Origin of the sequence: Streptomyces lacaronensis (genome assembly GCF_047337785.1) — a bacterium.
GTDB classification, from domain to species: domain Bacteria; phylum Actinomycetota; class Actinomycetes; order Streptomycetales; family Streptomycetaceae; genus Streptomyces; species Streptomyces lycopersici.
The window spans coordinates 9,861,605-9,887,553 of record NZ_JBLHDK010000003.1; the positions used below are offsets into that span (position 1 = coordinate 9,861,605).

The 25,949-nt window shown below is 69.8% G+C and carries 21 protein-coding genes; 16 read left to right on the forward strand and 5 right to left on the reverse strand.

From position 1 onward, the window contains the following. Positions 1-532: 532 nt before the first annotated feature. Positions 533-3,448: an AfsR/SARP family transcriptional regulator gene (locus tag ACMTAK_RS42975; protein ID WP_413811150.1), complete on the forward strand. Its 2,916-nt coding sequence runs from the start codon at positions 533-535 to the stop codon at positions 3,446-3,448. A gap of 22 nt (positions 3,449-3,470) precedes the next feature. On the opposite strand, the gene ACMTAK_RS42980 is transcribed toward ACMTAK_RS42975, so the two are convergent. After that, on the reverse strand, positions 3,471-3,611 hold the full coding sequence (locus tag ACMTAK_RS42980) for a hypothetical protein (RefSeq protein WP_413811151.1): 141 nt from the start codon (positions 3,609-3,611) through the stop codon (positions 3,471-3,473). Positions 3,612-3,879: 268 nt separating this feature from the next. Between ACMTAK_RS42980 and ACMTAK_RS42985 the strand changes: the two genes are divergently transcribed. The 8 genes from ACMTAK_RS42985 to ACMTAK_RS43020 all read left to right on the forward strand — a co-directional run bounded on the left by ACMTAK_RS42985 (position 3,880) and on the right by ACMTAK_RS43020 (position 11,267). Next, the gene (locus tag ACMTAK_RS42985) at positions 3,880-4,662 is read left to right on the forward strand and encodes a class I SAM-dependent methyltransferase (RefSeq protein ID WP_413811152.1); all 783 of its coding nucleotides are present in this window, start codon (positions 3,880-3,882) and stop codon (positions 4,660-4,662) included. Between the two features lie 13 nt (positions 4,663-4,675). Beyond that, a complete protein-coding gene (locus ACMTAK_RS42990) occupies positions 4,676-5,389 on the forward strand; it encodes a 7-carboxy-7-deazaguanine synthase QueE (protein ID WP_413811153.1) in 714 nt (237 codons plus the stop codon). Between the two features lie 37 nt (positions 5,390-5,426). Beyond that, on the forward strand, positions 5,427-5,789 hold the full coding sequence (locus ACMTAK_RS42995; protein ID WP_413811154.1) for a 6-pyruvoyl trahydropterin synthase family protein: 363 nt from the start codon (positions 5,427-5,429) through the stop codon (positions 5,787-5,789). Positions 5,790-5,826: 37 nt separating this feature from the next. Further along, positions 5,827-6,417 (forward strand): GTP cyclohydrolase I, encoded by a 591-nt coding sequence (folE, locus tag ACMTAK_RS43000; RefSeq protein ID WP_413811155.1) that lies wholly within the window; start codon positions 5,827-5,829, stop codon positions 6,415-6,417. Between the two features lie 83 nt (positions 6,418-6,500). After that, entirely contained in the window at positions 6,501-7,481 is a 981-nt protein-coding gene (locus ACMTAK_RS43005) for an aspartyl/asparaginyl beta-hydroxylase domain-containing protein (RefSeq protein ID WP_413811156.1), read from the forward strand. 1 nt (position 7,482) lies between these two features. Further along, the gene (locus ACMTAK_RS43010) at positions 7,483-8,172 is read left to right on the forward strand and encodes a 7-cyano-7-deazaguanine synthase (RefSeq protein ID WP_413811157.1); all 690 of its coding nucleotides are present in this window, start codon (positions 7,483-7,485) and stop codon (positions 8,170-8,172) included. Further along, the gene (locus tag ACMTAK_RS43015; protein ID WP_413811158.1) at positions 8,169-9,194 is read left to right on the forward strand and encodes an isopenicillin N synthase family dioxygenase; all 1,026 of its coding nucleotides are present in this window, start codon (positions 8,169-8,171) and stop codon (positions 9,192-9,194) included. The genes ACMTAK_RS43010 and ACMTAK_RS43015 overlap by 4 nt, the downstream gene beginning before the upstream one ends. Positions 9,195-9,434: 240 nt before the next feature. Continuing rightward, entirely contained in the window at positions 9,435-11,267 is a 1,833-nt protein-coding gene (locus ACMTAK_RS43020) for an AfsR/SARP family transcriptional regulator (protein WP_413811159.1), read from the forward strand. 3 nt (positions 11,268-11,270) lie between these two features. Here ACMTAK_RS43020 and ACMTAK_RS43025 read toward each other — a convergent pair whose 3' ends face one another. Next, positions 11,271-11,396 carry a hypothetical protein gene (locus tag ACMTAK_RS43025; RefSeq protein ID WP_413811160.1) on the reverse strand — a complete coding sequence of 42 codons (126 nt, stop codon included), beginning with the start codon at positions 11,394-11,396 and terminating at the stop codon, positions 11,271-11,273. 24 nt (positions 11,397-11,420) lie between these two features. On the opposite strand from ACMTAK_RS43025, the gene ACMTAK_RS43030 reads away from it, so the two are divergent. From ACMTAK_RS43030 to ACMTAK_RS43055, 6 genes are all read left to right on the forward strand, one after another. Further along, entirely contained in the window at positions 11,421-12,692 is a 1,272-nt protein-coding gene (locus ACMTAK_RS43030) for an ATP-grasp domain-containing protein (protein WP_413811161.1), read from the forward strand. Positions 12,693-12,994: 302 nt separating this feature from the next. Beyond that, positions 12,995-13,945: a 2,3-diaminopropionate biosynthesis protein SbnA gene (gene sbnA, locus ACMTAK_RS43035; RefSeq protein ID WP_413811162.1), complete on the forward strand. Its 951-nt coding sequence runs from the start codon at positions 12,995-12,997 to the stop codon at positions 13,943-13,945. A 38-nt stretch (positions 13,946-13,983) separates the two neighbouring features. After that, positions 13,984-14,979 (forward strand): 2,3-diaminopropionate biosynthesis protein SbnB, encoded by a 996-nt coding sequence (gene sbnB / locus ACMTAK_RS43040; protein ID WP_413813169.1) that lies wholly within the window; start codon positions 13,984-13,986, stop codon positions 14,977-14,979. 3 nt (positions 14,980-14,982) lie between these two features. Next, positions 14,983-15,192: an MbtH family protein gene (locus ACMTAK_RS43045; protein WP_413811163.1), complete on the forward strand. Its 210-nt coding sequence runs from the start codon at positions 14,983-14,985 to the stop codon at positions 15,190-15,192. After that, on the forward strand, positions 15,189-15,926 hold the full coding sequence (locus tag ACMTAK_RS43050) for a thioesterase II family protein (protein WP_413811164.1): 738 nt from the start codon (positions 15,189-15,191) through the stop codon (positions 15,924-15,926). Before ACMTAK_RS43045 ends, ACMTAK_RS43050 begins: the two co-directional genes overlap by 4 nt. 14 nt (positions 15,927-15,940) lie before the next feature. Further along, positions 15,941-20,875 carry an amino acid adenylation domain-containing protein gene (locus ACMTAK_RS43055; RefSeq protein WP_413811165.1) on the forward strand — a complete coding sequence of 1,645 codons (4,935 nt, stop codon included), beginning with the start codon at positions 15,941-15,943 and terminating at the stop codon, positions 20,873-20,875. Between the two features lie 186 nt (positions 20,876-21,061). On the opposite strand, the gene ACMTAK_RS43060 is transcribed toward ACMTAK_RS43055, so the two are convergent. The 3 genes from ACMTAK_RS43060 to ACMTAK_RS43070 form a co-directional block, all read right to left on the reverse strand. Next, a complete protein-coding gene (locus ACMTAK_RS43060; protein ID WP_413811166.1) occupies positions 21,062-21,898 on the reverse strand; it encodes a hypothetical protein in 837 nt (278 codons plus the stop codon). 58 nt (positions 21,899-21,956) lie between these two features. Then, on the reverse strand, positions 21,957-22,910 hold the full coding sequence (sbnA, locus tag ACMTAK_RS43065; protein WP_413811167.1) for a 2,3-diaminopropionate biosynthesis protein SbnA: 954 nt from the start codon (positions 22,908-22,910) through the stop codon (positions 21,957-21,959). 157 nt (positions 22,911-23,067) lie between these two features. Beyond that, positions 23,068-24,219 carry a GNAT family N-acetyltransferase gene (locus tag ACMTAK_RS43070; protein WP_413811168.1) on the reverse strand — a complete coding sequence of 384 codons (1,152 nt, stop codon included), beginning with the start codon at positions 24,217-24,219 and terminating at the stop codon, positions 23,068-23,070. A gap of 321 nt (positions 24,220-24,540) precedes the next feature. Here ACMTAK_RS43070 and ACMTAK_RS43075 point away from each other — a divergent pair, with 321 nt between their 5' ends. Then, the gene (locus ACMTAK_RS43075; protein ID WP_413811169.1) at positions 24,541-25,944 is read left to right on the forward strand and encodes a hypothetical protein; all 1,404 of its coding nucleotides are present in this window, start codon (positions 24,541-24,543) and stop codon (positions 25,942-25,944) included. Positions 25,945-25,949: the final 5 nt, after the last annotated feature.

A 25,949-nucleotide genomic window follows, 5' to 3' on the forward strand; every position in this document is an offset into this window, starting at 1 on the left:
GGAACGTCGCTGTGGTTCAAGTCCGCGCTGCGCCGATCTTCCTAGGCTTCGGAAGCAGCGGAACCCCGAGCGGTTGTAGACTCCACGTACTTGAAAGACGAGTGACCCGTGAACCAGGAAATTCCGGCCGCGTGGCCTTCATCACGGGTGTCGGTGCCGGCCTCGTGGGGCCGCTGTCGCGCACAGGTTCGCATCGACGGGTACACCGGGGTGCTCGTGGTCGCGCTGCGGCGGCTGCGCGGGAGCCCCTGAAAGAGCGCCCGGCCAACTGCGGCCAATCCACCGTATTGATCAACGGCTTGGCCGAATGTGCCATGAAAGGCCCCGAGAAGCACGGCGTGTCGCCCGTCAAGCGGACTGGTGACATCCGTGACCAGACATGGAACCTTTCGTGTCAGATACACATGTACCTGACTGTGGCAGCACTCGCGTTGGCCAACGGTCGCGGATGAGCGGCCCGGTCGGCATGAGTTCCGCCCCCCATTGCGCGAGCCGGACCAGGTCTGGCGGGTACCACAGAAACAGGGTGTGCATGGCATCTTCGGCAGAGTATGGCGGCAGCGGCGTGACGGCGGCTCCCTTCCGGGTGCTCGGGCCGCTTGAGGTGAGCGGCGAGCTGGGGGCCGTCTACGTGGCACCGGGGCGACAGGAGATCGTCCTCGGGGCGCTGGTGCTCGAACTGAACCGGGTGGTGGAGACCGCCTATCTGGTGGATGTGATCTGGGCCAACGATCCGCCGAAGACCGCACGTACCCAGGTGCAGATCTGCGTCTCCCGGCTCCGCAGGGCGCTGGCGGACGGGGGAGTCGACGCCACCATCGAGACCCGCGCTCACGGGTACGTCCTGAGGGCGCCGGAGGACGCGACCGACGTCGGCAATTTCCACCGCCTGGTGACTGAGGCGCATGCCCTGGCCCGTGATGGTCTGAAGGTGGCTGCGGTGGACGCGCTCCGCCCCGCGATAGGCCTGTGGCGGGGCCGGTGCCTGGCGGGTGTACCCAGCGAGGTCCTGGCCGGTACGGCGGCGCAGTTGGACGAGAGCCGCCTGGAAGCGGTGGAGACCTGCATGCGGCTGGAGCTGGAGCTGGGCCGTCACGAGCACCTGGTCGGCGAACTGCAGCAGCTCGTCGCCGGCCATCCGCTGCGCGAGCGGCTGCGGGGGCACCTCATGGTGGCGTTACACCGCTCGGGCCGGCAGGCGGAGGCGCTGGACGTCTACCACCAGGGCCGCGCGATGCTCACCGAAGAACTGGGCCTGGATCCGGGAAGGGAACTGCGCGACCTGGCGCAGGCGATCCTGACCGACGACGCCGACCTGGCACTGGCCGAACCCGCCGAACCACGTTCTCTCGTGGTGACGCCGGTCTCCGAGGCGGTGCAAGAGCGTGGTGCCGATCCCAACCCGGTGGTGACCCCAAGGCAACTTCCCGCCGACATCGGCGACCTCGTAGCCGACGACGTGATCGTTTCAGCCGTCTCCGACGCCGTTACCGGGGGACAGGAGAAGGGGCAACTGAACGTGGTCCTGGTGCTCGGCGGACCCGGTGTCGGCAAATCCACGTTGGCCAGGCATGTGGCGCACCGACTCGCGACCGCGTACTTCCCGGACGGACAGCTCTACTGCGACCTCCGGGGGCCGGGCGGACAACCGGTGAGCCCCGCCCAGGCGTTGGGGCGGTTCCTCCGAGCGCTGGGCGTACCGGGCCAGGCCATACCCGATGCGCTTGACGAGCGCGCGGAGATGTACCGCAGTCTGCTGGCCGATCGCCGGGTCCTGGTGTTGCTGGACCACGCGGTGAGCGAGTCGCAGGTGATGCCGCTGCTGCCCGGAACCGGCAGCAGCGGCGTGCTGGTCACCAGCCGCGGCCAGCTCACGGCGCTGCCGGGCACCCGCCGGTTCGACCTGGAGCCGCTGAGCCCGGAACCGGCCGTCCAGCTCCTGGGGCGGATCATCGGAGAGCACCGTGTGGAGAGCGAGCGGGAGGCGGCGCGGGCCCTCATAGGCTTGGTGGGCGGGCTGCCCCTCGCGCTGCGTATCATCGGCGCCCGCCTGGCCGCGCGCCCGCACTGGTCACTGACCTCCATGTGGCACCGGCTCGAGAACGAGCACCGCCGGTTGGACGAGCTGGCGTACGGCGAGCTGTCGATCCGGGCAAGTCTCTCACTCAGCTACGACGGCCTGGCGGCGGCCGACCGTCGCCTGTTATGCCTGATCAGCCTGGCCGAGGGGACGGAGATTCCGAGCTGGCTGGGTGCCGCCCTTATCGACGACCGCACGCCGCACCCCGCTGACCTGCTGGAACCGCTCATCGACAGGCGGCTCCTCGACATCACCGCCATGGACCAGGGCGGGGAGTTCCGATGCGGACTGTCGCAGATGGTACGGACGTTCGCGCACGAACGGCTGCCCGCGGAGATTCCCGAGGCAGAACGCGCCGAAGCGGTGCGGCGTATGGTCGGGGGCTGGATGGCGCTCGCGGAGAGGGCACACAAAGAGATCTACGGCGGTGCGTACACCATCATGACGGGCCGGGGCGAACGGTGGTATCCGCCGGAGGACCATGTCCGGCGGTGCCTGCGCGACCCGCTCGGATGGCTGGAGAGCGAGCAGACCAACCTGTTGAACGCGGTCGAGTTGGCGGCCCGGTCCGGGCTGGACGAGTTGTGCTGGGAGCTGGCCACGACTCTGGTGACGCTCTTCGAGGCCCGTGGCTATCCCGAGCTCTGGGAGCGCACCCATCGGATAGCGCTGACCGCGGTGCAGGAGGCCGGCAACGAACGGGGCCAGGCGGCGGTTCTCGGCTCGTTGGGGACCCTGCACCTGCACCGGGGCGAGCACGAGGCAGCGGGCCCTTACCTCAGCACCGCTTTGGAGATATTCGAGCGGATCGGGGAGCTGGGTGGCCAAGCGCTGTGCCTGCGTGACCTGGCGCGCATCGAGCGGCACCACGGTGACGACGATCGGGCGCTGGCCCTCTACGAGAGAGCCGAGCGCAACTTCGTGCGGGCGCAGGACGTCGTTGGCCGGGCGTACGTGCTTGGCGAGATGGCGCACATCACGATGCGGCGAACGGACTTCGCGCGAACCCGTTCGTATCTCGACGAGGCTCTCGGGATCTGCCGGTCGGCCGGCTTCGACCGGGGCCAGGCCCTCACCCTGCGGCGGCTGGGCCAAATGCTGATGTACCAGCATCGGTACGAGGCGGCGGAACGGACCCTGCTCGAGGTCCTCGCCATGGTCAGAGCCAGCGGCGACCTGGTCGGAGAGGGCTATGTGCTGCACGACCTCGGCCGGGTCAGTGCCCACCTGCGCCGCGTGGAACAGGCCGTCCAGTACTACTCGCAATCAGCCAGGATTCGGGAGCGGATCATGGACCACAGCGGAGCCGCCGTCGTGCGGGCTGACATCGTTGCCATCCTGGGCAGGCCGATGACGTCGGTCGGCTGATACCAGGAGGCATGCCGGTCCGTCACGTCCACGGAGTGTTGCCGACGGGCTTTTCGTCGGCCGATGTGACGGCGACAGGGCCCTGCCCCACGCCGTGCTGATTTCCTACGGTGCCCAGCACGACGGCGGCCCCCGCGGCAGCCGGCGACTTCTTGATGACCATCTCGGTTCTCCACCCTTCGCGATCTGTCCGGGCGTTGCTGAGACCAGCGTGAACCAGGTGCCCATCGCGGCCGCATGCTCGCGCTATCACCGCCCTATCCCGGCCGCGTCCCGCCGTGGAGGCGCCGTGATGCCGGGCCGATAGGGCGACGTCGGAGATTGGGTCCTGCCGACCTCGGAGCCCCTTCAGCCCCTTCGGGGGACGGCCCGCAAGGAGTGGTCCGCATGACCGTAGTGACCACTGTGACTCAGGGGAAGGTGCACGGCCGATGACGATGGACGCGGAGTTCTACTCCCGGGTGGCCGAGCGGTTCGGCGGCTACTTCAGCGATGCGCGGAGCACCGACGTATTCCCCGACGGCCGCCCGGACGCCGTCTTCGATGAACTGGTGACCGCACTGGGAGCGCCGCAGGCCCGCCTGCTGGATGTCGGCTGCGCCGACGGGCGTAGCTTGTTGCGCGTCTCTCCCGCGTACGGGGCCGCGACCGGGATAGATCTGTCGCCGTCGATGCTGGAATGCGCCGCGCGGTATCGAGCGGAGGCGGGCCTGGAGCACGTCACGTTCGAGCTGTGCGATGCCGCCCACACCGGGCTGCCCGATGGGCACGCCGATGTGGTCACGTCCCGCCGCGGTCCGCTGATCGCCCGGGAGTTCGAGCGGGTGCTCCGCCCCGGTGGAGCCGTGGTGTACATGGGAATCGGGGAGCAGGACGCGCGCGAGCTCAAGGAAACGTTCGGCCGCGGCCAGGACTTCGACAGCTGGAACGGCAGGCCACTGTCCGAGGGAATTGCTCAAGAACTGTCCGACGCAGGCTTCGTCGTGACAAAAAACCAGGCGTTCCGGTTCGAGGAGTTCTACCACTCGCCGGGCGATCTGGACACTTTTCTGCACCAAGTGCCAATCCTCGAAAACTACGATTCGACGGCGGACAGGGAGGCATTCGATCGATATGTCGCCGCGGCGACCGTCGATCAGGGCGTCCGGCTGAGTCGGCATTGGTTCATAGTGCAGGCGCAGAAGCCGACGGCCGTCGAGCCGTCCCACTCATAGGAAACGGTGCGCCATGGAGCAGGATCTCGTAGTCAACGAAATCTTCGGTCCGACCGTCCAGGGCGAGGGCCGGTCCCTGGGACGCAGATGCGCGTTCCTGCGGCTCGGCGGGTGCAACCTTTCGTGCTCGTGGTGCGATACGCCGTACACGTGGGACTGGACCGGAGCCAGTGAGAGCGGGGTCGCCCACGATCCGCGCAAGGAGCTGCACCGCCGCCCGGTCGGAGATGTCGTCGCAGAGTTGCTCGCATTCGACACCGAACTGATCGTGATCTCCGGCGGTGAGCCCCTGGGTCAGCAGGAGCGACTGATTCCTCTGGTGGCGGAACTGACCGGACGCGGTAAAGAGATCGAGATCGAGACCAACGGGACGCACGCCGCGCACCCCGAACTCATCGCCGCCGGCGTCAGGTTCAACGTCTCGCCGAAGCTGTCGCACTCGGGCGACGCCCTGCGGCGCAGGATCGTCCCGGACGCACTCACCAGTCTCTCGGCACTGCCGGGAAGCACGTTCAAGTTCGTCTGCCAGAGCACCCGCGATCTCGAAGAAGTCGCCCAGCTGGTTTCCACCTTCGACCTGTCCTCGGTATGGATCATGCCGATCGGGCGGACCGCCGACGATGTCACAAAACACATGAGCGAGTTGGCCGACGCTGTGGTGGAGCGCGGCTGGAACCTGACGACCAGACTTCACACCTTGTTGTGGGACGAAAAACGCGGCGTGTGAGCAACGGCACACGCAAAGGAGAAGGGAACTCGGATCGATGACATTTCGAATCACGAAGAAGTTTGAATTCTCGGCCAGTCATCGGCTTACCGGCCTTGCTCCTGAGCACCAGTGTGCCCGAATGCACGGGCACAACTATGTGATCGAGTTGGAGCTTTCAGCGGGTGATGCGAATCTGTTGCCCGTGGGCTTCGTCCGGGACTACGGAGACCTGTCCGCATTCAAGGCCTGGCTGGACAACCATCTTGATCACCGGCATCTGAACGATGTGATGGACGAAAATCCGACGGCTGAGAATATGGCAGCCTGGGTCTACAAGACATGGTCGATGGAGTTTCCCGAATTGACCTGCGTGCGGGTTTCGGAAACTCCCAAGACTTGGGCCGAGTACCGGCCGTGAGGTCAGTGACTCCCAAGCCCAGAGGAAAGGTGACCGCATGTCGGTGACAGAATTGGACCTCGATGGTGACTCGTCGGCGTCGAGGACGACCGAGGACCCACTGGTCGGGCTCGCCCGCCAACTGTTGGAGGAGATCGGCGAGGACCCGAATCGCGAAGGCCTGCGCGACACACCTGCGCGGTTCGCTCGCTGGTGGCGAGAGTTCATCAATTACGACCCGGGTTCGCTGGGCACTCTTTTCGAGTCCATCGGCACGAGCCAGCTCGTCGTCGTCTCGGACATTCAGGTCTGGTCCCTGTGCGAGCATCACCTCCTGCCGTTCAACTGCTCCGTGACGATCGCCTACCGCCCGGCGGGGCAACTGCTCGGCCTGTCGAAGTTTGCCAGGGTCGCCCATCAGTACGCGCACAGGCTGCAGGTCCAGGAGCGCCTCGTGGACCAGATCGCGCTCGAGATCAGCACCCTGAGCGGCACCCCGGACGTGGCGGTCATAGCGAAGGGCGAGCACCTTTGCATGTCGATGCGCGGCATCAAGGCTGCCGCGCAGATGACATCGACCGCATATCGCGGCGAGTTCAGCACGGACTCCGGGCTCCGGGGCGAGCTGTTCGACCTGCTCCGGGCGTGACGAGCCATCCGATTCGAATCGGCGCTGATCGACTTCGCCAGCATCGCCGGAGCGGTGGGTTTTCTCGTCATGAAAGGACAACGATGAACGACAATGACTCTTTGACGCCCGCGGAAGCGGTTCGCCTGCTCCCCGCGCTGGACGCCGACCGCCTGGTGGCCGATCTCATGACGGCGCGCGACCACCTGTGGGACCAGCAGCGCGTGTACCGGGACGGCGCTGTGGTCAGGCAGGCCGAGGAGGACTGGCGCTGCCTCGCGGTGCGCAGCCCCGGTGGTGACAAGACACGTACCGACCCGGGCGGCCCCGGTGGTGCGGAGTTCGCCGACACCGAGTGGCTCGACCATATGCCGTATGTGCGGGAGATCCTGCGTTCGATCCCCGGACCCCTCTTCGCGGCCCGATTCATGGATCTCGGACCCGACACCGTCGGATACCGCCACTGTGACTTCAAGTTTGCCCCGGACTGGGGAATGGCCCGGCTGCACATCCCGGTCATCACTCATGAGAAGGCCACGCTGGAGCTTGACGGAGTGACCTATCGCTGGCAGCCCGGCGAGTTCTGGTTCGGTGACTTCAGCCGCATGCACCAGATCGAGAACCTTGGCCCCGAGCACCGGGTGCATCTTGTCGTCGACGTACTCGTCACACCGGAGCTCGCACAGCTCTTCCCGGCTGACTGGGCCGACTACTTCAACGGCCCGGATGTGCTCTACAACCGGTCGTCGGTGGCCCTGGCCGACAGCGAGCGGGAAGCGGCACCGTGTTCGTTCGACGCGCCGGCGCACCTGCTGGAGGTGGAGGAGTTCGGGTCGCTCACCGGCCCGCAACCACAGGCCACCTTCCACGTCGTCGACACCGGCACGGATCTCGCCATCCGATCTCCCCGGGACCACCTGTTCCCGCTGGTGGCCCTCGGAGGAGACGAGTACCGCCTGGTCGGGTGGAGCGAGGAGCGAACCGTGACCATGCGGCTGGACGGTCCGCGGCCCGAGGTCGAGCTGACCTACCGCAGGGGCCGGCGGGCGACCCGGCTGGTCGTCCCGGCCACGCTGGCGGCATGACATGCCCAAAACTGTCGCAATCGTGTCCGGCGGCCTGGACTCGGTCACCATGGCCTATCACCTCCAGGCACAAGGACACACACTCCGACTGCTGTCCGTGAACTACGGGCAACGCCACCTCATCGAGCATGAGTTCGCCGCGAAGGCGGCTCGAACGCTCGGGGTGCCGCACGACGTCGTCGATCTCAGCCCGGTCGGCAAGCTCATGCACGGCTCCTCGCTCACCGACCCGGACGTCGACGTGCCGGATCAGAAGAGGGATTCGCCCGGCGAGAGCCCGAACGTCGTGCCCAACCGCAATGCCCTGCTGCTGTCCGTCGCCTTCGCGGTCGCCGTCGCCGAGAAGGCGGAAGCGGTGGCCATCGGGGTGATCGACGACGCACAGGCCGCGCCCGACGCCAATACCGCGTTTCTCGACTCCTTCCTCGCCATGGAGAAGATCGCGACCCGCGGATACGCGCACCCCGAGCTGACCTTGACGGCGCCGCTGGCCGAGCTGCGCAAGAGCGGCGTGGTGTCGCTCGGAGAGGAGCTCGGCGTTCCCTGGACCGAGACCTGGACCTGTATGCGTGGTGGCGCGCTGCACTGCGGACGGTGCGCTTCCTGCTGGGACCGGCAGGAAGCGTTCCGAGACGCGGGCGTGACCGACCCGACGACCTACCAGACCAGCCATGCGAAGGTGCTGCCATGACCGACCCCTTTCCGGTACTCGACCTCCGTGACGCCGCCGGTTCGGAAGAAACCCGGGCAGAGTTCCTGAACCGGTTGCGCGGGGCCATCCACGAGGTCGGCTTCTTCCAGCTTGTCGGCCACGGTGTCGAGGACGCCGAGGACATGCTCGAGCTGGCCCGCCGGTTCTTCGCCCTGCCCGAGGCCGATCGGCTCGCGCTGAACATCCTCGACTCGCCGCTGTTCCGCGGCTACTCCGAACTCGGCCGCGAACACACCAAGGGCATCCCCGACCAGCGCCAGCAGCTGGACATCGGGCCGGAGCAGCCCACGACGACGTCCGCGCCCGGCGACCCCGCCTACCGGTGCCTGATCGGCCCGAACGAGTGGCCCGAGGCGATGCCCGAGCTGCGCCCGGCCATCGAGTCATGGATCGCCCGGCTGACCGATCTGTCCCATCGGCTGCTGCGGCTGATGCTCGAGTCGCTGGACGCCCCCGCCGGGTTCCTGGACGACGTGGTCGATCCGGATCCGCAGATCCACCTCAAGCTTCTGCACTACCCCGGTCCCACGCAGCAGAGCGAGGACGACGGCTCCGGCCAGGGGACCGGCATCCACAACGACCTCGGGCTGCTCACCCTGCTCGTCCAGGACGGCAACGGCGGCCTCCAGGTCGCGGTCGAGGACGACAAGTTCATCGATGTGCCGGTGATCCCGGGGGCGTTCGTGGTCAACCTGGGAGAGCTGCTGGAGGTGGCGACGAGGGGCTATGTGCGTGCCACCCTCCACCGGGTGGTCCGGCCCGCCCCGGGCGTCAACCGCTACTCCATTCCCTTCTTCTACAACCCTCGGCTGGACGCCACGATGCAGCCACTGCCCAGCCCCTATGTCGAGGGCGCCGGCGGAGTCATCGACGTCGCCGACAACCCGTTGTTCGCACTGTATGGCGACAACGTCATGAAGGGGCTGGTCCGCTCCTTCCCCGACATCGTGGCCCGGCACCACCCGGCCCTGGCCGCGGCGGCCAAGTCCACGAGTGCCTGACCGGGAGCCGCACACCCGAGCAGGTCATCGGGCCGGCCCGCCGATTCAGCCGCGTCGGAGTGGCGAAGTTCGACGACAGGGCGCGACTCGCCGAAGGGATTGTTCGTTCGCCGGGCCACTCACCCGGAGGGGTCCGGGCGGACGGCGTCGCCGGCCGGGGTGACGCCGGGCCGGGCGGCTGCGATCCGGCACCGAACCCCTCTGACGGGGACCGAACGAACATGAGGCAGGGCGAATTTCATGAGAATCAACCTTCTCGGGCCGCTCCAGGCCTACGGGGACGATCACCGCGTCGACCTGGCGCCGGCCGCCCAGAAAGTACGTCAGACACTGGCACTGCTCGTGCTGAACGCGGGCCGGGTGGTGCGCTTCGAGCAACTCATGGACGAGTTGTGGGACGACGACCCGCCGGCCAGCGCGCACACCGCTCTGCAGACGTATGTGTACCAGCTCAGGAAGCGGTTCTCCCTCGGCAACCCGAGGAGCGGTGGCGCGGTACGGGCGGCCGGCCCGCTGCTGGGCACGGTCGACGGCGGCTACCAGCTGTCGCTGCCCGCCGACCACGTGGACGTCTTCCGGTGCGAGCCGCTGCTCGCCCGTGCCCGTGCGGAATTCCGTGACGAGGACTTCGCACGGGCCCGTGACACGGCCGCCGCGGCGCTTCAGCTGTGGCGGGACGACGCCCTGGTGGACGTGCGCAAGGGGCCCGCCCTTCAGGCCGAGGCGGTCCGCCTGAAGGAGTTGCGTATCAGCGCACACCATCTGCGGATCGAAGCCGACCTGCACCTCGGCCGGCACCACGAGGTTCTCGGCGAGCTCACCTCGATGGCCAAGCGGGAACCCACGAACGAGTGGGCCCAGCGCAATCTGATGACGGCTCTCTACCGTATGGACCGGCGGGTCGAGGCGCTCCAGGTCTACCAGCGGGCCCGCGAGCGGATCGCCACCGAGCTGGGTCTCGACCCTTCCCCCGAACTCCAGGCCCTGCACACGGCCGTGCTCACGTCGGACGAGGAGCTGCTGCGTCCCGCCGGGCGGCTTACGGCCGTGACCGGCGCCACCCGGGCGCCCCGCCACCTGCCCGCCCCGCGCGAGCGTCTGACCGGACGCGCCGGCCAACTGGCGCGCATCACCGAGGCGCTGGCCGGCCGGGCGCGGGCGGACCGGCCGCTCGTGATCGTGGGGGGCGCTCCCGGCACGGGGAAGAGCGAGCTGTGCCTGCACGCCGCGCATCAGGTGAGCGGTCACTATCCGGACGGACGGCTCTACGCGCGGCTCCGTGACGACGCCGGCCGGCTGGTGCGGCCCGCCGAGATCCTCCGCTCGTTCCTGCGTGGACTCGGCGCGACTGAGGAGCAGTTGCGACTGGGCACGACCGACCTGAGCCTGCTGTTCCGTAGCTGGACCGCCGACCTGCGCGTCCTGGTGGTGCTCGACGACGTGTGCGACGTGGGGGACCTGACGCCGCTGCTGCCCTCCGGCGGCGGCTGCGGCGTGGTGATCGGCAGCCGACGGCGGCTGTTCGTGTCATCGTCGGCGGTCCACGTCGAACTGGCGGGACTGCCCTTCGACGACTGTCTGCACCTGCTGGCATCCTCCGTGCCGAGCCACCGGACCACCATGGACCCGGAGGGGCTGCGACGGCTGGCCGGGCTGTGCCGGGGGCTGCCGGGCGCGCTCTTCGCGGTCGCTTCGCAGCTGCGCCGCCGCCCGCACTGGACGGCCCGGCAGGCCATTGCCTGGGCCCTCGCGTCCGGGGGCGCCGACAGCGATCCGCTGGGCGTGCGAGCCGGGTTCGACCGGACGCTCGCGACGCTGCCCGCCGAGTCGCGGTCGCTGGCGTACGCGCTGTTGTCTCCCGGCGTCCCCGATCGGCTCACGCCGGCGCTTGCCGCCGTGGCCCTGGGGATCAGCGATCAGCGGGCCGAGGACCTGCTGGAGGAGCTGTCGGAGAGCTACCTGCTGCGCGCGCGGCACCCGTGCGTGAACGGCCGGTTCTCCTATGAGTGGGAGCCTGGGGTACGCCCGTTCGCGGCGCGGCAGAGCAACGCGCCGGTCATGTGCTCGGCCTGACGGTCACGGCTCCAGGCCGACCTTGCCCGTCGCGCCGCGCGTCTCCAGCGCGTGGCGCGGCTCCGTGCTCGCCGGGACGGTCTCACGCAGGACCGTACCGGCCTGCGCGCCTCGCCCGAACCCGCCCAAGCAACCGAACCTTGGAGAACCGTCATGCCACAGCGCCCGAAACTCGTCCTCGCCGGTCAGTTGTCCGTCTATCCCTGGGTGTTCGAAGCAGCCGAGCGTGCCGGTATCGACCTGATCCTCGTCCCCAGGGGGGACGACTCGGCGGAGTCCGCCGGGCGGGCCAAGGCGGTGGTCGAACTGCTGCCCCTGGACGTCGACGAAAACCCGGAAGGTGCGCTGGCCGAGCTCACCGACCGCTACCGGCGGGAGCCCTTCGACGGAATCATGGCGGGCAACGAGAGGGTCGTGCCGTTCGTGGCGCGCGCGGCTCGGGAGCTGGGCCTCACCGGCCTGACCGATGAGGCGGCGGCCGTGGTGCGCGACAAGCGCAGCATGCGCCAACGCCTGCGGGAGGCGGGTCTGGGCGCGCCCGGCTTCGTGGTCATCGAGGATCCGGACGGCTGGACCGACGCGCTGACCCTGCGGTTCCCCGTCGTGGTCAAGCCGGCGAACGGCCACTCCAGCCTCGGTGTGATCCGTGTGGATGACAAGGACAGCCTTGAGCAGGCCGTGGCCCGCGCCTGGAAGCTCGTCGAGACCCACCACCTCGGGGCCGCCGACGGATCGACCCCGGAGGCCGGTGTGCTGGTCGAGGAGTACCTGGACGGGCCGGAGGTCTCCGCCGAATCCCTCGTGTACCACGGGCAGGTACGGGTCTGTGGCATCAGCTGGAAGGGGGAACTGGCGGGGCCCTACTTCGAGGAGACCACGTTGCGGGCCCCCGCCCAGCTGCCCGCCGAGATACTCGCCGCGATCGAGAGGGAGGTGATCGGTGCCCACCGCGCCTTCGGCGTCACGGAGGGCACCACACACACCGAACTGCGGCTGGTCGGCGGGGTGCGGCCGGTGCTGCTGGAGATGGGCGCGCGCATCGGCGGCGGGGGCTTCATGCACCACCTCGTCCACCTCAGCAGCGGGATCGACCTGGCCGCCGAGGCGATGCGCATCCACCTCGGCCGGGAACCGCTCTGCTGGAGTGAGGAGCCGGTACCGGTCGGCCATGTGGCGGCCTATCAGGCGCCGGTCGGCAGCGGCGGACGGATGAAGCGGATACGCGGCCTGGACTCGGTGCGCAACGACCCGCGGGTGGACTACGTGGTGGAGGCCGTGAGCCCCGGCGAACTGCTGCCCCCCTACCCGGACCATGGCGGATACCCGGTCATGGTGATCTCCCGTCATGAGTCGGATGCCGAGGCCGAGGCGTACCGCGCCCACCTCGCGCGGACGCTGCACGTCGAGTACGAAGAGCAGGGTTGAGCACGAAGAGCAGGGTCGAGCACGCGCCACGGCGCGGCGCGCCGTGGCGGTGGGCCGCTTCCGGGCAGGCGGTCGGCGCGGCTGTCCGCCCGGCTCCGCCCGAGTGGCGCCGAGGGGCCGTTCAACCGTCCGTCGTGGACGGTTGAACGGCCCCTTTCCTTTCTGCCGCCCGGCCTTTGTCGTATCGCGCTTGAGTCGCGGTTGAGCCGCTTCGAGTGATTCCGTGCCAGACTCGGCCCATGCTCCACGGGCGTGCTGATCAATCTCTGATCGAACGGGTAAGGCAAATTCGCGGGGGCCTCATGGGAACCCCGCTGATTCCCCTGGCGGACGAGCGGTGCGATATCGTCGCCAAGCTGGAATTCTGCAATCCCACGGGAAGCAGTAAAGACCGTTCGGCACTGTGGATTCTGGAACAGGCGATCGGTCGCGGGGAGATAGCGCACGACACCACGGTGGTCGAGTCGTCGTCCGGCAACTTCGCGCTGGCCCTGGCTTTCTACTGCCGCATGCTCGGCATCGCGTTCGTCCCGGTCATCGATCCGAACTGCAACGAGGCCACCGAGGCCCAGCTGCGGCTGTTGTGCGAGCGGGTGGAGAAAGTCGCCATCCGTGATGTGACGGGCAGCTACCTGAAGAATCGGCTGTCCCGGGTGCGGGAACTGCTGGTCGAACTCGACTCGGCCTATTGGCCCAACCAGTACGCCAATCCCGATGCCCGTGACGCGCATTACCACTTCACCGCAGGCGAGTTGATCGCGCAGGCGGGCCCGCTGGACTATCTCTTCGTCGGTGTGGGCACGGGCGGCACGATCGCCGGGCTCTCCCGCCGGATCAAGGAAACGTATCCGGGGTGTGTGGTCGTCGCCGTCGACGCCGAGGGGTCGGTGATCTTCGGGGGTCCGCCGAAGGAACGGCGGATACCCGGCATCGGCTCCAGCATCGTGCCGCCACTGTGCGGTCAGGCGCTGATCGACCAGGTCGAGATCGTCTCCGAGGCGCGCGCCGTCGAGGCCTGCCGCGCCCTGGCCGCCCGGTACGGCTTGTACGCGGGCGGTTCGACGGGCAGTACCTATGCCGCCGTCCAGGACTACTTCGCCCGGCACCCACCCGGCGCCCACCGTCCCCGGGTCGCCTTCATCGCCGCCGACCGCGGCCACGCCTACGCCCAGACCGTCTACGACCCCACATGGGTCCAGCAGCTGCGCGCGGAAACGGCACAGCCCCCCGTCGAAGCCCTGGCCGCCAACTGAAGGAGAACCACTCCGTGTCCACCCTGGCCCCGCCGCCCATGACCGTGATCGGCGCGGGCGACATCGCCGCCGAGACGGATCGTCACCGTCCGGAACTCATCGAGGTCGTCCGTGCCGCCTACCTCGCGCACGACGCCGGACAGAGTTCGAACCCGCACAGCTCGTTCCTGCGCTTCCCCCACCAGAGCCGGTCGCGCATCATCTCGCTGCCCGCCTATCTGGGCGGCGAGTTCGAGGTCGCCGGCAACAAGTGGATCGCCAGCTTCCCGGACAACACGCGGCACGGAATCCCCCGCGCCTCGGCCACGCTGATCCTCAACGACTGTGTCACCGGCTATCCGTTCGCCTGCATGGAGTCCTCCATCGTCTCGGCGACGCGGACCGCGGCCTCCGCGGTACTGGGCGCGCGGACGCTGCTCGGCGCGCGCCGTGCCCGCCGAGTCGGCATCGTGGGCACGGGTCTGATCGCCCAGCACGTATGGCGGTTCCTGCGTGATCTCGAATGGGAGATCGACGGCTTCCGGCTCTTCGACCTCGACCCGGCGGCGGCGGACCGCTTCGCCGCCGTCGTGGCCGAGCACACCAAGGCCGAGATCGTGGTCGCCGACGCGGTGGAGGACGCGTTCACCGACTGCGACCTGGTGGTGCTGACCACGGTGGCCGGTGAACCGCATCTGCACGACCCCCGGCTGCTGGCCCACAACCCGGTGGTCCTGCACCTGTCCCTGCGCGACCTCGCCCCCGAGATGATCCTCGCCGCCCAGAACTTCACCGACGACGTCGACCACGCCGTACGCGAGCGTACCTCGCTGCACCTGACCGAACAGCGCACCGGCAACCGGGACTTCGTCGACGGCACCCTCGCCGACCTGCTGCGCGGGCGGCTGACCCGGGACCACGGACGCCCGGCGGTCTTCTCGCCGTTCGGACTCGGCGTACTCGACCTCGCCGTCGGCAAGTGGGTGCACGACCGGGTCGTCGCCGCGGGCCGGGGCCACCGTGAGAGGGACTTCTTCACCGGGGTGGGGGTCTGACGCATGAGCGCCTCGCCCGCCCCGCGCCCCGCCGGGGACCGGTACGTCGTCGTGGTGAACCACGAGGAGCAGTACTCGGTCTGGTTCGCCGACCGTCAGCTGCCCGCGGGCTGGACCGCCACCGGCGCGCAGGGCACCCGCCAGGAGTGCCTGGACCACATCGAGCAGGTGTGGACCGACCTGACCCCGCGCTCCGTACGAGCCTCACGATGACGGCCGGTGCCCTGGCAACGGCCTGGCTGCGCGGGCTCGGCAGCCGTGAACCCACCGCGCGGTGCCGCCTGTTCGTCTTCCCGCACGCCGGGGCGGGGGCCTCCGCCTACCGGCTGGCGGCGTACCTGCCGGACACCGTCGAAGTCTGCACGGTCCAGTTGCCCGGCCGGGAGAACCGGTTAGCCGAACCGGCCCTGACGTCCCTGGACGACGCCGTGGCCGCTCTCGCGCCGCTCATCGCGGACCATACGGACCTGCCGTACGCCTTCTTCGGGCACAGCATGGGCTCCCTGATCGCCTTCGAGACGGCCCGGAGACTACGTGCACTCGGCACGCGCCTGCCCGGCCGCCTGTTTCTGTCGAGCATGCGCGCCCCCGGCCTGCCGGACCGCGACCCGCGGCACACGCTGCCGGACGACAAGCTGCTCGCCACAGCCGAATTCGACGGCGTGGACCCCGAGTTGCAGGAGCTGTTGCTGCCGCTGCTGCGCGCGGACCTGACACTCTGCGAGACGTACACACACCGGGCCGAGGCACCCCTGCCCTGTGCCTTGACCGTTCTGGCCGGCTCGGACGACGACAGTGTCGACAGGACCGAGCTCGCCGGCTGGCGCGAGCACACCTCGGCCGACTTCGAACTGCACCTGTTCCCGGGCGCCCCCCACCTCTATGTGCGCGGCGCGGAACGACAGCTGGCAGAGACGATCACGCGTAGCTTCCCCGCACGGGGCTGAGGAGGGATCCGTTCATGGCGCCGACCACCCTGGTCGCACTGTGGGAGCAGCAGTCAGCTGCGACACCCGACGCGGTCGCCGTCGTCGCGGGAGCGCACCGCGCCACGTACGCCGACGTGGACCGCCGGGCCACGGTACTCGCCGCCGAGCTACAGGCGCGCGGCATCGGACCGGAGAACCTGGTCGGCGTGTGTCTCGGCCGTTCGGTCGAGTTGGTCGTGGCCCTGCTCGGCATCCTGAAGTCGGGCGCCGCGTACCTTCCCCTCGACCCGAGCTACCCGGCCGACCGGCTGCGGCACATGACCACCGACTCGGGCGCCGGGCTGTGGCTGTGCGACGCGGACCACCGCGCGCAGGCCCTGGCGTCCGGCGCGGCCGATGTCCTGCTGGTCGAGGACCTCCCCGCGGAACCCGCCGCTCCGGTGGCCCCGGTGGTACGCCCCCACCACCTGGCTTACGTCATCTACACCTCCGGTTCGACCGGGCTGCCCAAGGGCGTGGCCGTCGACCACGCGGCGATCGCATCGTTCCTGCGGAGTGTGGCCGAACGACCCGGCCTCGGGGCGGACGACCGGGTCCTCGCGCTGACCCCGCTGTCGTTCGACATCTCGGCGCTGGAGCTGTTCCTGCCGCTGACCCGGGGAGCGACGGTGGTGATGGCCCCGCGCGCCGCCAACACCGACCCCGAGCTGCTGGCCGCCACCATCGCCGAGGCGGGTGTGAGCGTCGTCCAGGCGACCCCCACCACCTGGCGGATACTGCTGGCGTCCGGCTGGACGGACGGGCACGGCCGGGTCCTGCTGTCGGGCGGTGAGCCGCTCGATCCGCGGCTGGCCCGCGACCTGCTCGCCACCGGCGGCACCCTGTGGAACCTGTACGGGCCGACCGAGGCGACGGTGTGGGCCACCGCCGCCCGTATCGACGCCGTCGCCGACCGGGTCACGGTCGGCACGGCCCTGTCCAACACCCGGCTGCACGTCGTCGACGAGACCGGGCGGGAGGCCGGCCCAGGAGTCACCGGCGAGCTGTGGATCGGCGGCGCGGGCGTGGCGCGCGGCTACCTCAACCGGCCCGCGCTGACCGCCGACCGGTTCGTGCCCGACCCGTTCGGGGACGGCTACGGGCGCCTGTACCGGACCGGCGACCTCGCCCGGTGGTCCGCCGACGGCACCCTGGAGGTGCTGGGGCGCGACGACCACCAGGTGAAGGTGCGCGGCTTCCGCATCGAGCTCGGCGAGATCGAGGCCTGTGTGCGCAGCCACCCCCTCGTCGCGGACGCGGTGGTGGTCGTCGACCGCGAGGCAGTCGGCGGCGACCAGTTGGTGGCGTACCTCGTGCCCGCGCCCGATGCCCGGAACGTGTCCGGGGACCTGCCCCGCCAGGTCCGCGACCACCTCGCGCGGCGGCTGCCCGCCCACATGGTGGCCCAGGGCTACGCGGTGCTCGACGCCCTGCCCCGCACCTCCGCGGGCAAGGCCGACCGCGGCGCCGTGCGGCGGATCCCGCACAGCCCGGTCCGGGCGAGCGGGCCGACGCCCGACGACGCCCCGCTGCCACCGCACACCGCGGCGGTGTGCCGCGTGTGGGCCGAGGTGCTCGGGCTCGACGACGTGTCCCCGTACGACGACTTCTTCGGCCTGGGCGGCCAGTCGCTCACCGCGGTACGGGCCGTGGCCCGGCTGCGTGCGGAGCTCGGCGTGCCGGTCGACGCCCAGTCGGTCTTCGCGCATCCGACACCCGCCACGCTCGCCGCCGCCCTGGACGGCGTGGCGCCCTCGGACGACGAGCCGATCACCGCGGCCGAGACCGCCGAACTCTCCTTCGGCCAGGAGCGGATCTGGTTCTTCGAGCAGCTGAACGACGCGGTGCCCGCCTACCATCTGCCGGTCGCCCTGGGCCTGCCCGGCGGGCGCGTCGACCTGACGCTGCTGGCGGACAGCCTGTCCGCGCTGGTGCGCAGGCACCCGGCGCTGCGCACCGCCCTGGTCGCCGTCGACGGCCGGGTCCGCCCCGAACCGCGCGAGGCGACCTCGGTGCCGCTGCGCCGCGTCGAGGTCGCCGAGGAGGACCTGGACGCGCTGCTGACCGAGCGGATCCGCGCCCCCTTCGCCCTCGACCGCCCACCGCTGCTGCGCGCGGACGTGCTGCGCACCCCGAGCCGTGACATCATCCTGCTGACGATCCATCACATAGCCTGCGACGGCGTGTCGATGGACCTGATGGTGCGGGAACTGGGCGAGCTCTACACGGAGCTCGCCGCCGGCCGCCGCCCAGCACCGGCACCGCTGCCCGTGACGTACGCCGACTACGCGGCCTGGCAGCGCGACCGGCTCACCGGCGCCGAGCTGGAGCGGCTGCTCGACCACTGGCGCACCCGGCTGTCCGGCGTGCCCGTCCTGGAGCTGCCGACCAGCCGCCCCCGGCCTGCCGTCGCGAGCCACCGCGGTCGCCGCGAACTGCTGCGCGTCCCCGCCGACCTGGCGCACCGGCTGCGCGCGCTGTGCCGGGCCGAGGGCGTCACCCTGTTCATGGGCCTGCTGGCCCCCTTGCAGGTGCTGCTGGGCCGGTACGCCGACGAGAGCGATGTCGCCGTCGGCACCCTGGTGGGCGGCCGGCCGCGCCCCGAACTGGACGAAGTGGTCGGTTACTTCGTGAACACCGTCGTCCTGCGCACCGACCTGTCCGGCGACCCGACCTGGCGCGAGCTGCTGGGCCGCGTCCGCGAGGTGGCGCGGCAGGCGTACGCGCACCAGGAGCTGCCCTTCGAGAAGCTGGTGGCGCGGCTGAGCCCGGAGCGCGACCTGAGCCGCAACCCGCTCTTCCAGGTGCTGTTCGCCCTGCACGAGGAGCCGAGGGCCGGTCACCTCACCGAGCTGTACGACCGCAAGGAGCTGGAGGGACGGCTCGGCACCGCCCGCTTCGACCTCGCCCTCGACGTGACGAACCACGCCGCCGGGGCCGGCGACCTCAGCGTCTCCATCGAGTACGCCACCGACCTGTTCGACGCCGACTTCGTCCGGGGCCTCGGCCGGCACTTCCTGCGGGTGATTGAGCAGATGGTGTCCGGCGCCACGGCCCGACTGTCCGAGCTGGAGATCGTCTCGGCCGATGAGCTGCGCGCCCTCTCCACCGGCGACCGGGCCGAGCCGCTGCCCGAGCCGACCACCCTGGTCCGCCTGTGGGACCGCCAGGTGCGGACCACCCCGGACGCGCTCTGCGTCGTGGGCGACGGCCGGTCGCTGACGTTCGCCGAGACCGACGCGCGGGCCTCCGCCCTGGCGCGGGAGCTGCGGGCCGGGGGCGTGCGCCCCGAAGGCCTGGTCGGCGTCTGCCTGGAACGCTCGGTGGAGCTGGTGGTCGCCCTGCTGGGAGTGCTGAAGGCGGGCGGCGCCTACGTCCCGCTCGATCCCGGCTACCCGCCGGACCGGCTGCGGTACCTGCTGGCCGACTCGGGCGTACGCCTGGTCGTCGCGGACCCGGGACACCCCACCTCGGCCCTGTTCGGCGACGGCGTTCGGCTCGTGGCGGTGGACCAGGAACCCGGGGCGGACCCCGGGCCGGCCGAGGAGGCACAACCGCACCACCTCGCCTACGTGATCTACACCTCCGGCTCGACCGGCAACCCCAAGGGTGTCGCGATCACCCACGCCAACATCACCGGGTTCCTGGAGTGGAACCAGCGGCTGTGCCGGCTCACCGGGCGGGACCGGGCCCTGCTCAACCACTCGGTGGCGTTCGACAACTCGGTCTGGGAGATCTTCCAGTGCCTGGTGTCCGGCGCCGAACTGCACCTGGCGAGCTCCACCGCCGCCTACGACCCCGAGGAGTTCCTGCGAGAGGTGGCCGAGCGCGGCATCACCACGCTCAACGCGACGCCCTCGCAGATGCGGATCCTGCTGGAGTCCGGCACGGATCCCGCTCCCCGACTCGCCTCCGTACGCCTGGTGTTCACCGGCGCCGAGGCCGTGCCGCACGATGTGGCCCGCCGCATCCTGTCCGCCACCGCGCCGGGATGCCAGGTCTTCAACGAGTACGGGCCCACCGAAGCGACCGTCACCTCGGCGTTCTGCCCGATCACCGAGGAGCTGCTCGACCGGCACAGCCATCGCCCGAGCGTCCCGTTCGGCCGCGCGACCGACAACGCACACCTCTATGTGCTGGACCCGCGGCTGCGCCCGGTCGCCCCAGGCTGTCGCGGCGAGCTGTACGTCGGCGGCAGCGCGGTCGGCCGCGGCTATCTCGGCAGGCCGGCCCGCACGGCAGGGGCGTACCTGCCCGACCCGTACGCCGCGGAGCCCGGCGCCCGTATGTATGCCACGGGCGACGTGGTCCGGTTGTTGCCCGACGGGAATCTGGTCTTCCTCGGCCGCAACGACCACCAGGTCAAGGTGCGCGGTTTCCGCATCGAGCTCGGCGAGATCGAGTCCGCACTCCAGACCCACCCCGCCTGCGCCGACTGCGTGGTGGCCGTGCGCCGCACCAGCGCCGGTGCGGACCAGCTGGCGGCCTACCTGATCCCCGAGCACCCCGACCGGCCCGCCCCGGACCCGGCGGAACTGCGCGCCCACCTGGCGGAGCGACTGCCGCTGTACATGCTGCCGCAGAGCTACACCGTGATCGACGAGATCCCACTCACCCCGAACGGCAAGGTCGACCGGGACGCACTGCCCGACCCGCGTCCGGTGCCCGCCCCGGCCCCCGCCACCCGCCGGGCCGTCACCAAGCGGCAGCTCCTCGTCGCCGACGTGTGGCGGGAGAGCCTGGGCGTCGAGGAGGACTTCGGGCCACAGGACGACTTCTTCGACGTCGGCGGCACCTCGTTGACCATCGCCACGGTCGCGGGCCGGCTCAGCGAGCGGCTCGGGCGCCGGGTCTCGCCGGTCCTGGTCTTCAGGAACCCCACCGTCGAGGGCCTCGCCGAGGCCCTCGGGGAGGACACCCAGCGGTGAGCGGCACCAACAGCACGAGCGTCGTCCTGGCCGACGCCCATCGGTCGAGTTAGGCGCCGGCGCGAGCGTTCACCGGGCCTGCCTCCCGCGCCGGGCGTCGACGGTCTCGCACGGAGTCGGCGAACGCTCGGGGGAGGCAGGCCCTGGATGTCTGCGGCGGCCGGTCACGCCGCCGGCCCGGTCGGCTCAGGTCCAGCTCACGACCGTCCGGGGATCGGTGAACCCCATGATGAAGGACACCGTGGTGCGGTTGCCGGTGTTGGCGTCCACCGCGTGCACGAACGCACCGTTGAAGGCGTAGACGTCGCCCTCCCTGATGTCCAGGCGCAGTTCCTCGAAGTCCGCCAGGGCCTCCGCCTGGTAGGGCAGCCCCGTCAGCTCGATGCCGAGCGAGCGCCGGGTCGCGTCGTCGGGGCGGATGTTCCAGATCACCAGCCGCCCTCCGGCGCTGTGTTCGGTGCACATGTTCACCGCGCAGATCTGGTGGTCCAGGACCCGCTGGATCTCGAAGCCGCTCTGTCGCGGGTCCTTGCACTGGGCCTCGTCCTCGTGCGGGTCGAGGGAGAAGTCGCCCTCCTTGTCCCACGCGCGGATCAGCGCGGCGCACGCCGAGCGGCCGTTCATCCGCGCCACCCGCAGGGACGCGCCCTCCTGCCGCAGGGCCTCGTCCACGCCCTGGCGGAACTCGTGCCAGGGCGAGTTCGGGGCGTCGATCACCTGCCGGACGTGCTCGGCGACCTCGGCGGACTCGTCGAGATAGGTGTCGGCGTCCTTGTTCCAGTGGTAGGCGCCGACGTAGTGCGAGGGCTCGCCCTCGCGATGCTGCCGGGCGGGGCTCGCCCAGAATCGTTCGGTCAGTTCCTTGCGCGCCACCGTTGGGATGACGTCCCGGAAGATCACTCCCAGCCTGCGGCCGTGCAGGACGTCCAGAACGAGCTGGTAGTCCAGTTCGCCGCGCTCCTCGAAGCGGAAGAACTCCGGATCGGCCTGCTGTCCGCTCAGCCGTATCTTGCTCTGCTGCATCTGTTCTCTCTCTTTCACGCGTACACCACTGCTCTCACGGAGCCGGGGTGGTTCTCCTTCAGTTGACGGCCACGGTTTCGACGCCGGGGGGCTGTGCCGTTTCCGCGCGCAGCTGCTGGACCCATGTGGGGTCGTAGACGGTCTGGGCGTAGGCGTGGCCGCGGTCGGCGGCGATGAAGGCGACCCGGGGACGGCGGGCGCCGGGTGGGTGCCGGGCGAAGTAGTCCTGGACGGCGGCATAGGTACTGCCCGTAGAACCGCCCGCGTACAAGCCGTACCGGGCGGCCAGGGCGCGGCAGGCCTCGACGGCGCGCGCCTCGGAGACGATCTCGACCTGGTCGATCAGGGCCTGACCGCACAGTGGCGGCACGATGCTGGAGCCGATGCCGGGTATCCGCCGTTCCTTCGGCGGACCCCCGAAGATCACCGACCCCTCGGCGTCGACGGCGACGATCACACACCCCGGATACGTTTCCTTGATCCGGCGGGAGAGCCCGGCGATCGTGCCGCCCGTGCCCACACCGACGAAGAGATAGTCCAGCGGGCCCGCCTGCGCGATCAACTCGCCCGCGGTGAAGTGGTAATGCGCGTCACGGGCATCGGGATTGGCGTACTGGTTGGGCCAATAGGCCGAGTCGAGTTCGACCAGCAGTTCCCGCACCCGGGACAGCCGATTCTTCAGGTAGCTGCCCGTCACATCACGGACGGCGACTTTCTCCACCCGCTCGCACAACAGCCGCAGCTGGGCTTCGGTGGCCTCGTTGCAGTTCGGATCGATGACCGGGACGAACGCGATGCCGAGCATGCGGCAGTAGAAAGCCAGGGCCAGCGCGAAGTTGCCGGACGACGACTCGACCACCGTGGTGTCGTGCGCTATCTCCCCGCGACCGATCGCCTGTTCCAGAATCCACAGTGCCGAACGGTCTTTACTGCTTCCCGTGGGATTGCAGAATTCCAGCTTGGCGACGATATCGCACCGCTCGTCCGCCAGGGGAATCAGCGGGGTTCCCATGAGGCCCCCGCGAATTTGCCTTACCCGTTCGATCAGAGATTGATCAGCACGCCCGTGGAGCATGGGCCGAGTCTGGCACGGAATCACTCGAAGCGGCTCAACCGCGACTCAAGCGAGCTGCGGCAAAAGCTTGATGGGAAAAGCGGGAGGCCAGGAGTCAGCAGTACGGCTCCCAGAGCTCGTATTCCAGGGCGTCGGAAACCGCGGGCGAGGAGTCGCGCAGGCGGGCGAGCAGGGCGCGGTTGTGCTCGCGGATCTCCCCGTCGTACCCGGCCAGCGGGCTGTCCTCGGACAGATCCAGCAGCCACAGCGGCCGGAGCGTCGCGCCGCGCAGGGCCTTTCCCTCCGCGGTCCCGGTGCCCGCGTGCAGCCGGCGCACTCCCGGGAGCCGCGCCTGCATGTAATAGGTGAGGTTGAAGTACTCGGCGGCCGAAACGAGTCGGTCGTGGTCGAAGCCGAGCGCCCGCAGGTACACGGTGTCGCCCCAGCGGTAGTACAGGCAGAACCCGACGGGCGGTTCGCCGAGGCGCGAGCACAGCACCACTTCGGCGCGCGAGCCGGCGAGTTCACCCTGCTCGCGGAAGGACTCGGCTATCGGGGCCACGTCGACAGTACTGCCGTAGCGCAGTAGCGAACGGGCCAGCAGCCGGGCGACGTCCTGCCAGGACTCGGTGAGCGTCCGGTGCTCCACCTCGTATCCGGCCTTCTCGAACTTCCGTGTCTCGCTGCGGATACGGCGGGCCCGGTGCGCCGACAGCGACGCCAGCCAGGCGTCGTAGCCGCCGGGCGGGATCTCGATCCAGGCGTCGGTATTCAGCGCGACCGGGGCGGTCCGCACCCCCGCCGCGCGCAGCGCCCGCACGTCCTCGGTGGTCAGGTACATCGCCACGCGGGCGATCTTCGATTCCTCGTGCAGGGGTGAGCGCAGGGCGCGGACCGCGTCGAGCACCGCGGCGGCGGCCTCGGTCCGATCGGTCCCCTCACCGGTCAGCAGGTGCGCCAGATAGCCGCGGCGCTGGCCGATGAGCAGGCCGCCCGGCTCGGGCGCCGGCAGGCCGTGCGCGGTGAGCAGGTCATGCCATCGCAGCTGCGGGTTGGGCTCGTCGGCCACCGCCGCCACGGGGATCGCGGCCCGGCCGCCGCCCGGGGTCTCCACATGCAGTCCGCCGGAGACCGACCCGGGCTCGAGGACGGCGCACTGGCGCAGCCACAGCGCCGACGAGTAGAACCTGCCGTCGGCGAGCCGGTCCCACTCGGTGTCCCCGAGCCCGCCGATGGCGTCGGCGAAAGTGTCCGTCGTGGCGGTCATGGCGCCTCCCATAGTTTCTGCCCGACCGTGCCCGGCAGCGAGAAGACGTGCTCGACTTCGGGCTCGGAAACCCCTTTGCCGCGCTTCGGCCGCCACGGCCGACAGCGGCGCGGCATGGCCGCAAATAAACCTTCCCCCATTGCTGCAGAGCCATTTCCTTCGGGTGTTCAAGGACTCTAGTGTTAACACAGATGCTCCATGCCCACAGGGGCCGTTGGCCGGGAATTGAGCCGCAATTGAGTCACGCATGAGATCGGGGTGAAACGTTGACTCCTGCGGGCTGAGGGGCTCAGTCACCATCGAGCGGGAGTTGGAGACTTCATGTCGGCGGAGCGGGTAACAGCCCAGTACAACGAGGAGTTCCGCACACCGGGCAGCGATTTGCCCACGGTCGCCCAGCACGTCAAGGACTTCCCGACGCTCGCACCGTGGCACGGCGAGTATTTGGCCAGGCCCCTCTTCGTCGCCGAGCGTGAGCTTCGCGAGTTCGCCGATGACCTGCAGCACCTCATCGAAACGGTCTTTTCCTTGCCGGACCGGATGTTCGGCGGCGATCTGGACGCATTCCGGTCGGTGCTCGGCATCAGCGACGGCCGCTGGGAAGTGATACGGCGGTTCGGTGACGTACTGCCACCCCAGTTCGGCCGGGCCGACATGTATCACGACGGCACCTCGTTCAAACTCCTCGAGTTCAATCTGGGGAGCGAGGCCGGCGGCTGGGGCCTCGCGAGTGAAATCTCCCGGGCCACGATGGAGATTGACGCCTTCGCCGACTTCGCGCGCCGGAACCGGCTTGGTTACGTGCATCCCATTCGCGCCGTGGTGGAGGCGCTGCGCCACTTCGGCGCCCGGGTGGCACCCGGGCGTGAGCCGGTGGTGGCCCTTCTGGAATGGCGTGGCGGTCTGGCGGACTACGGCGAGCTCTGGCTCAACTTCCAGTCCGCACTGCGCTGGGCGGGCCTCGACATCCTGGTGGCCGAGGTCTCCGACGTGCACGAACGTGGCGGGGCGCTCTACCTCGGGGACACGAAGATCGACGTGGTCTACCGCTCCTTCGTCCCGGACCAGATCGCCGAGGAACCCGGCGGCTGGGATCTGGTCGCGCCCCTGCTGCGTGCGCACCAGGCGGGCGAGACGCTGCTGTGGACCCCGCTTTCCAGCAACATGTTCGCCAACAAGGCCTGCATGGCGCTGCTTTCGGACCCGGCGCGGCGGCGCGACCTCAGCGAGGACGAGTGCCGGATCATCGACCGGGTGCTGCCCTGGACCCGGCTGATCAACACTGACGCGCTCAAGACCGACACCGACCTCATCGACGAATGCCTGGAGCGGCGCGAGCAGTTGATCCTGAAGGTCAACGGGCGCGGTGGCGGAGTCGGCGCGGTGGTGGGCTGGGAGACGGACGACGCCACTTGGCGGCGGGCTCTGGAGGACTCTGCCGCCGAAGGATGTGTCGTGCAACAGAGAGTGGTCCCCCGGCCCGAGCTCGTGGTGGACCCGGTGTCCGGGGAAACCGAGGAATGGCATGCGGCCTATGGCATGTTCTACACCCCGCACGGTTGTGCGGGAGCATTCGCCAAGGTGGTGCCGGCCGGTTCGGGCGGCATCATCTCCATCGCGGCGCATGCCAAGGCGCGCAGCGCGGCCGTCTTCCACCAGAGCGAGCCGCCCGCCGGGGGCGAAGTGCCTGCCGCGGGGGAATCGCCCGTCGATGCGGCGAAGTAAAGAGA

Bases quoted from the DNA above. Each gene is read 5' to 3' on its own strand.
- ACMTAK_RS43020 (WP_413811159.1), top strand. From the start codon at position 9,435: ATGAGAATCAACCTTCTCGGGCCGCTCCAGGCCTACGGGGACGATCAC.
- ACMTAK_RS42980 (WP_413811151.1), bottom strand. From the start codon at position 3,611: ATGGTCATCAAGAAGTCGCCGGCTGCCGCGGGGGCCGCCGTCGTGCTG.
- ACMTAK_RS43050 (WP_413811164.1), top strand. From the start codon at position 15,189: ATGACGGCCGGTGCCCTGGCAACGGCCTGGCTGCGCGGGCTCGGCAGC.
- ACMTAK_RS43010 (WP_413811157.1), top strand. From the start codon at position 7,483: ATGCCCAAAACTGTCGCAATCGTGTCCGGCGGCCTGGACTCGGTCACC.
- ACMTAK_RS43015 (WP_413811158.1), top strand. From the start codon at position 8,169: ATGACCGACCCCTTTCCGGTACTCGACCTCCGTGACGCCGCCGGTTCG.
- ACMTAK_RS42985 (WP_413811152.1), top strand. From the start codon at position 3,880: ATGACGATGGACGCGGAGTTCTACTCCCGGGTGGCCGAGCGGTTCGGC.
- ACMTAK_RS43005 (WP_413811156.1), top strand. From the start codon at position 6,501: ATGAACGACAATGACTCTTTGACGCCCGCGGAAGCGGTTCGCCTGCTC.
- folE (WP_413811155.1), top strand. From the start codon at position 5,827: ATGTCGGTGACAGAATTGGACCTCGATGGTGACTCGTCGGCGTCGAGG.
- ACMTAK_RS42975 (WP_413811150.1), top strand. From the start codon at position 533: ATGGCATCTTCGGCAGAGTATGGCGGCAGCGGCGTGACGGCGGCTCCC.
- ACMTAK_RS42995 (WP_413811154.1), top strand. From the start codon at position 5,427: ATGACATTTCGAATCACGAAGAAGTTTGAATTCTCGGCCAGTCATCGG.
- ACMTAK_RS43060 (WP_413811166.1), bottom strand. From the start codon at position 21,898: ATGCAGCAGAGCAAGATACGGCTGAGCGGACAGCAGGCCGATCCGGAG.
- ACMTAK_RS43055 (WP_413811165.1), top strand. From the start codon at position 15,941: ATGGCGCCGACCACCCTGGTCGCACTGTGGGAGCAGCAGTCAGCTGCG.
- sbnA (WP_413811167.1), bottom strand. From the start codon at position 22,910: ATGGGAACCCCGCTGATTCCCCTGGCGGACGAGCGGTGCGATATCGTC.
- ACMTAK_RS42990 (WP_413811153.1), top strand. From the start codon at position 4,676: ATGGAGCAGGATCTCGTAGTCAACGAAATCTTCGGTCCGACCGTCCAG.
- ACMTAK_RS43045 (WP_413811163.1), top strand. From the start codon at position 14,983: ATGAGCGCCTCGCCCGCCCCGCGCCCCGCCGGGGACCGGTACGTCGTC.
- sbnB (WP_413813169.1), top strand. From the start codon at position 13,984: ATGACCGTGATCGGCGCGGGCGACATCGCCGCCGAGACGGATCGTCAC.
- ACMTAK_RS43030 (WP_413811161.1), top strand. From the start codon at position 11,421: ATGCCACAGCGCCCGAAACTCGTCCTCGCCGGTCAGTTGTCCGTCTAT.
- ACMTAK_RS43075 (WP_413811169.1), top strand. From the start codon at position 24,541: ATGTCGGCGGAGCGGGTAACAGCCCAGTACAACGAGGAGTTCCGCACA.
- ACMTAK_RS43070 (WP_413811168.1), bottom strand. From the start codon at position 24,219: ATGACCGCCACGACGGACACTTTCGCCGACGCCATCGGCGGGCTCGGG.
- sbnA (WP_413811162.1), top strand. From the start codon at position 12,995: ATGGGAACCCCGCTGATTCCCCTGGCGGACGAGCGGTGCGATATCGTC.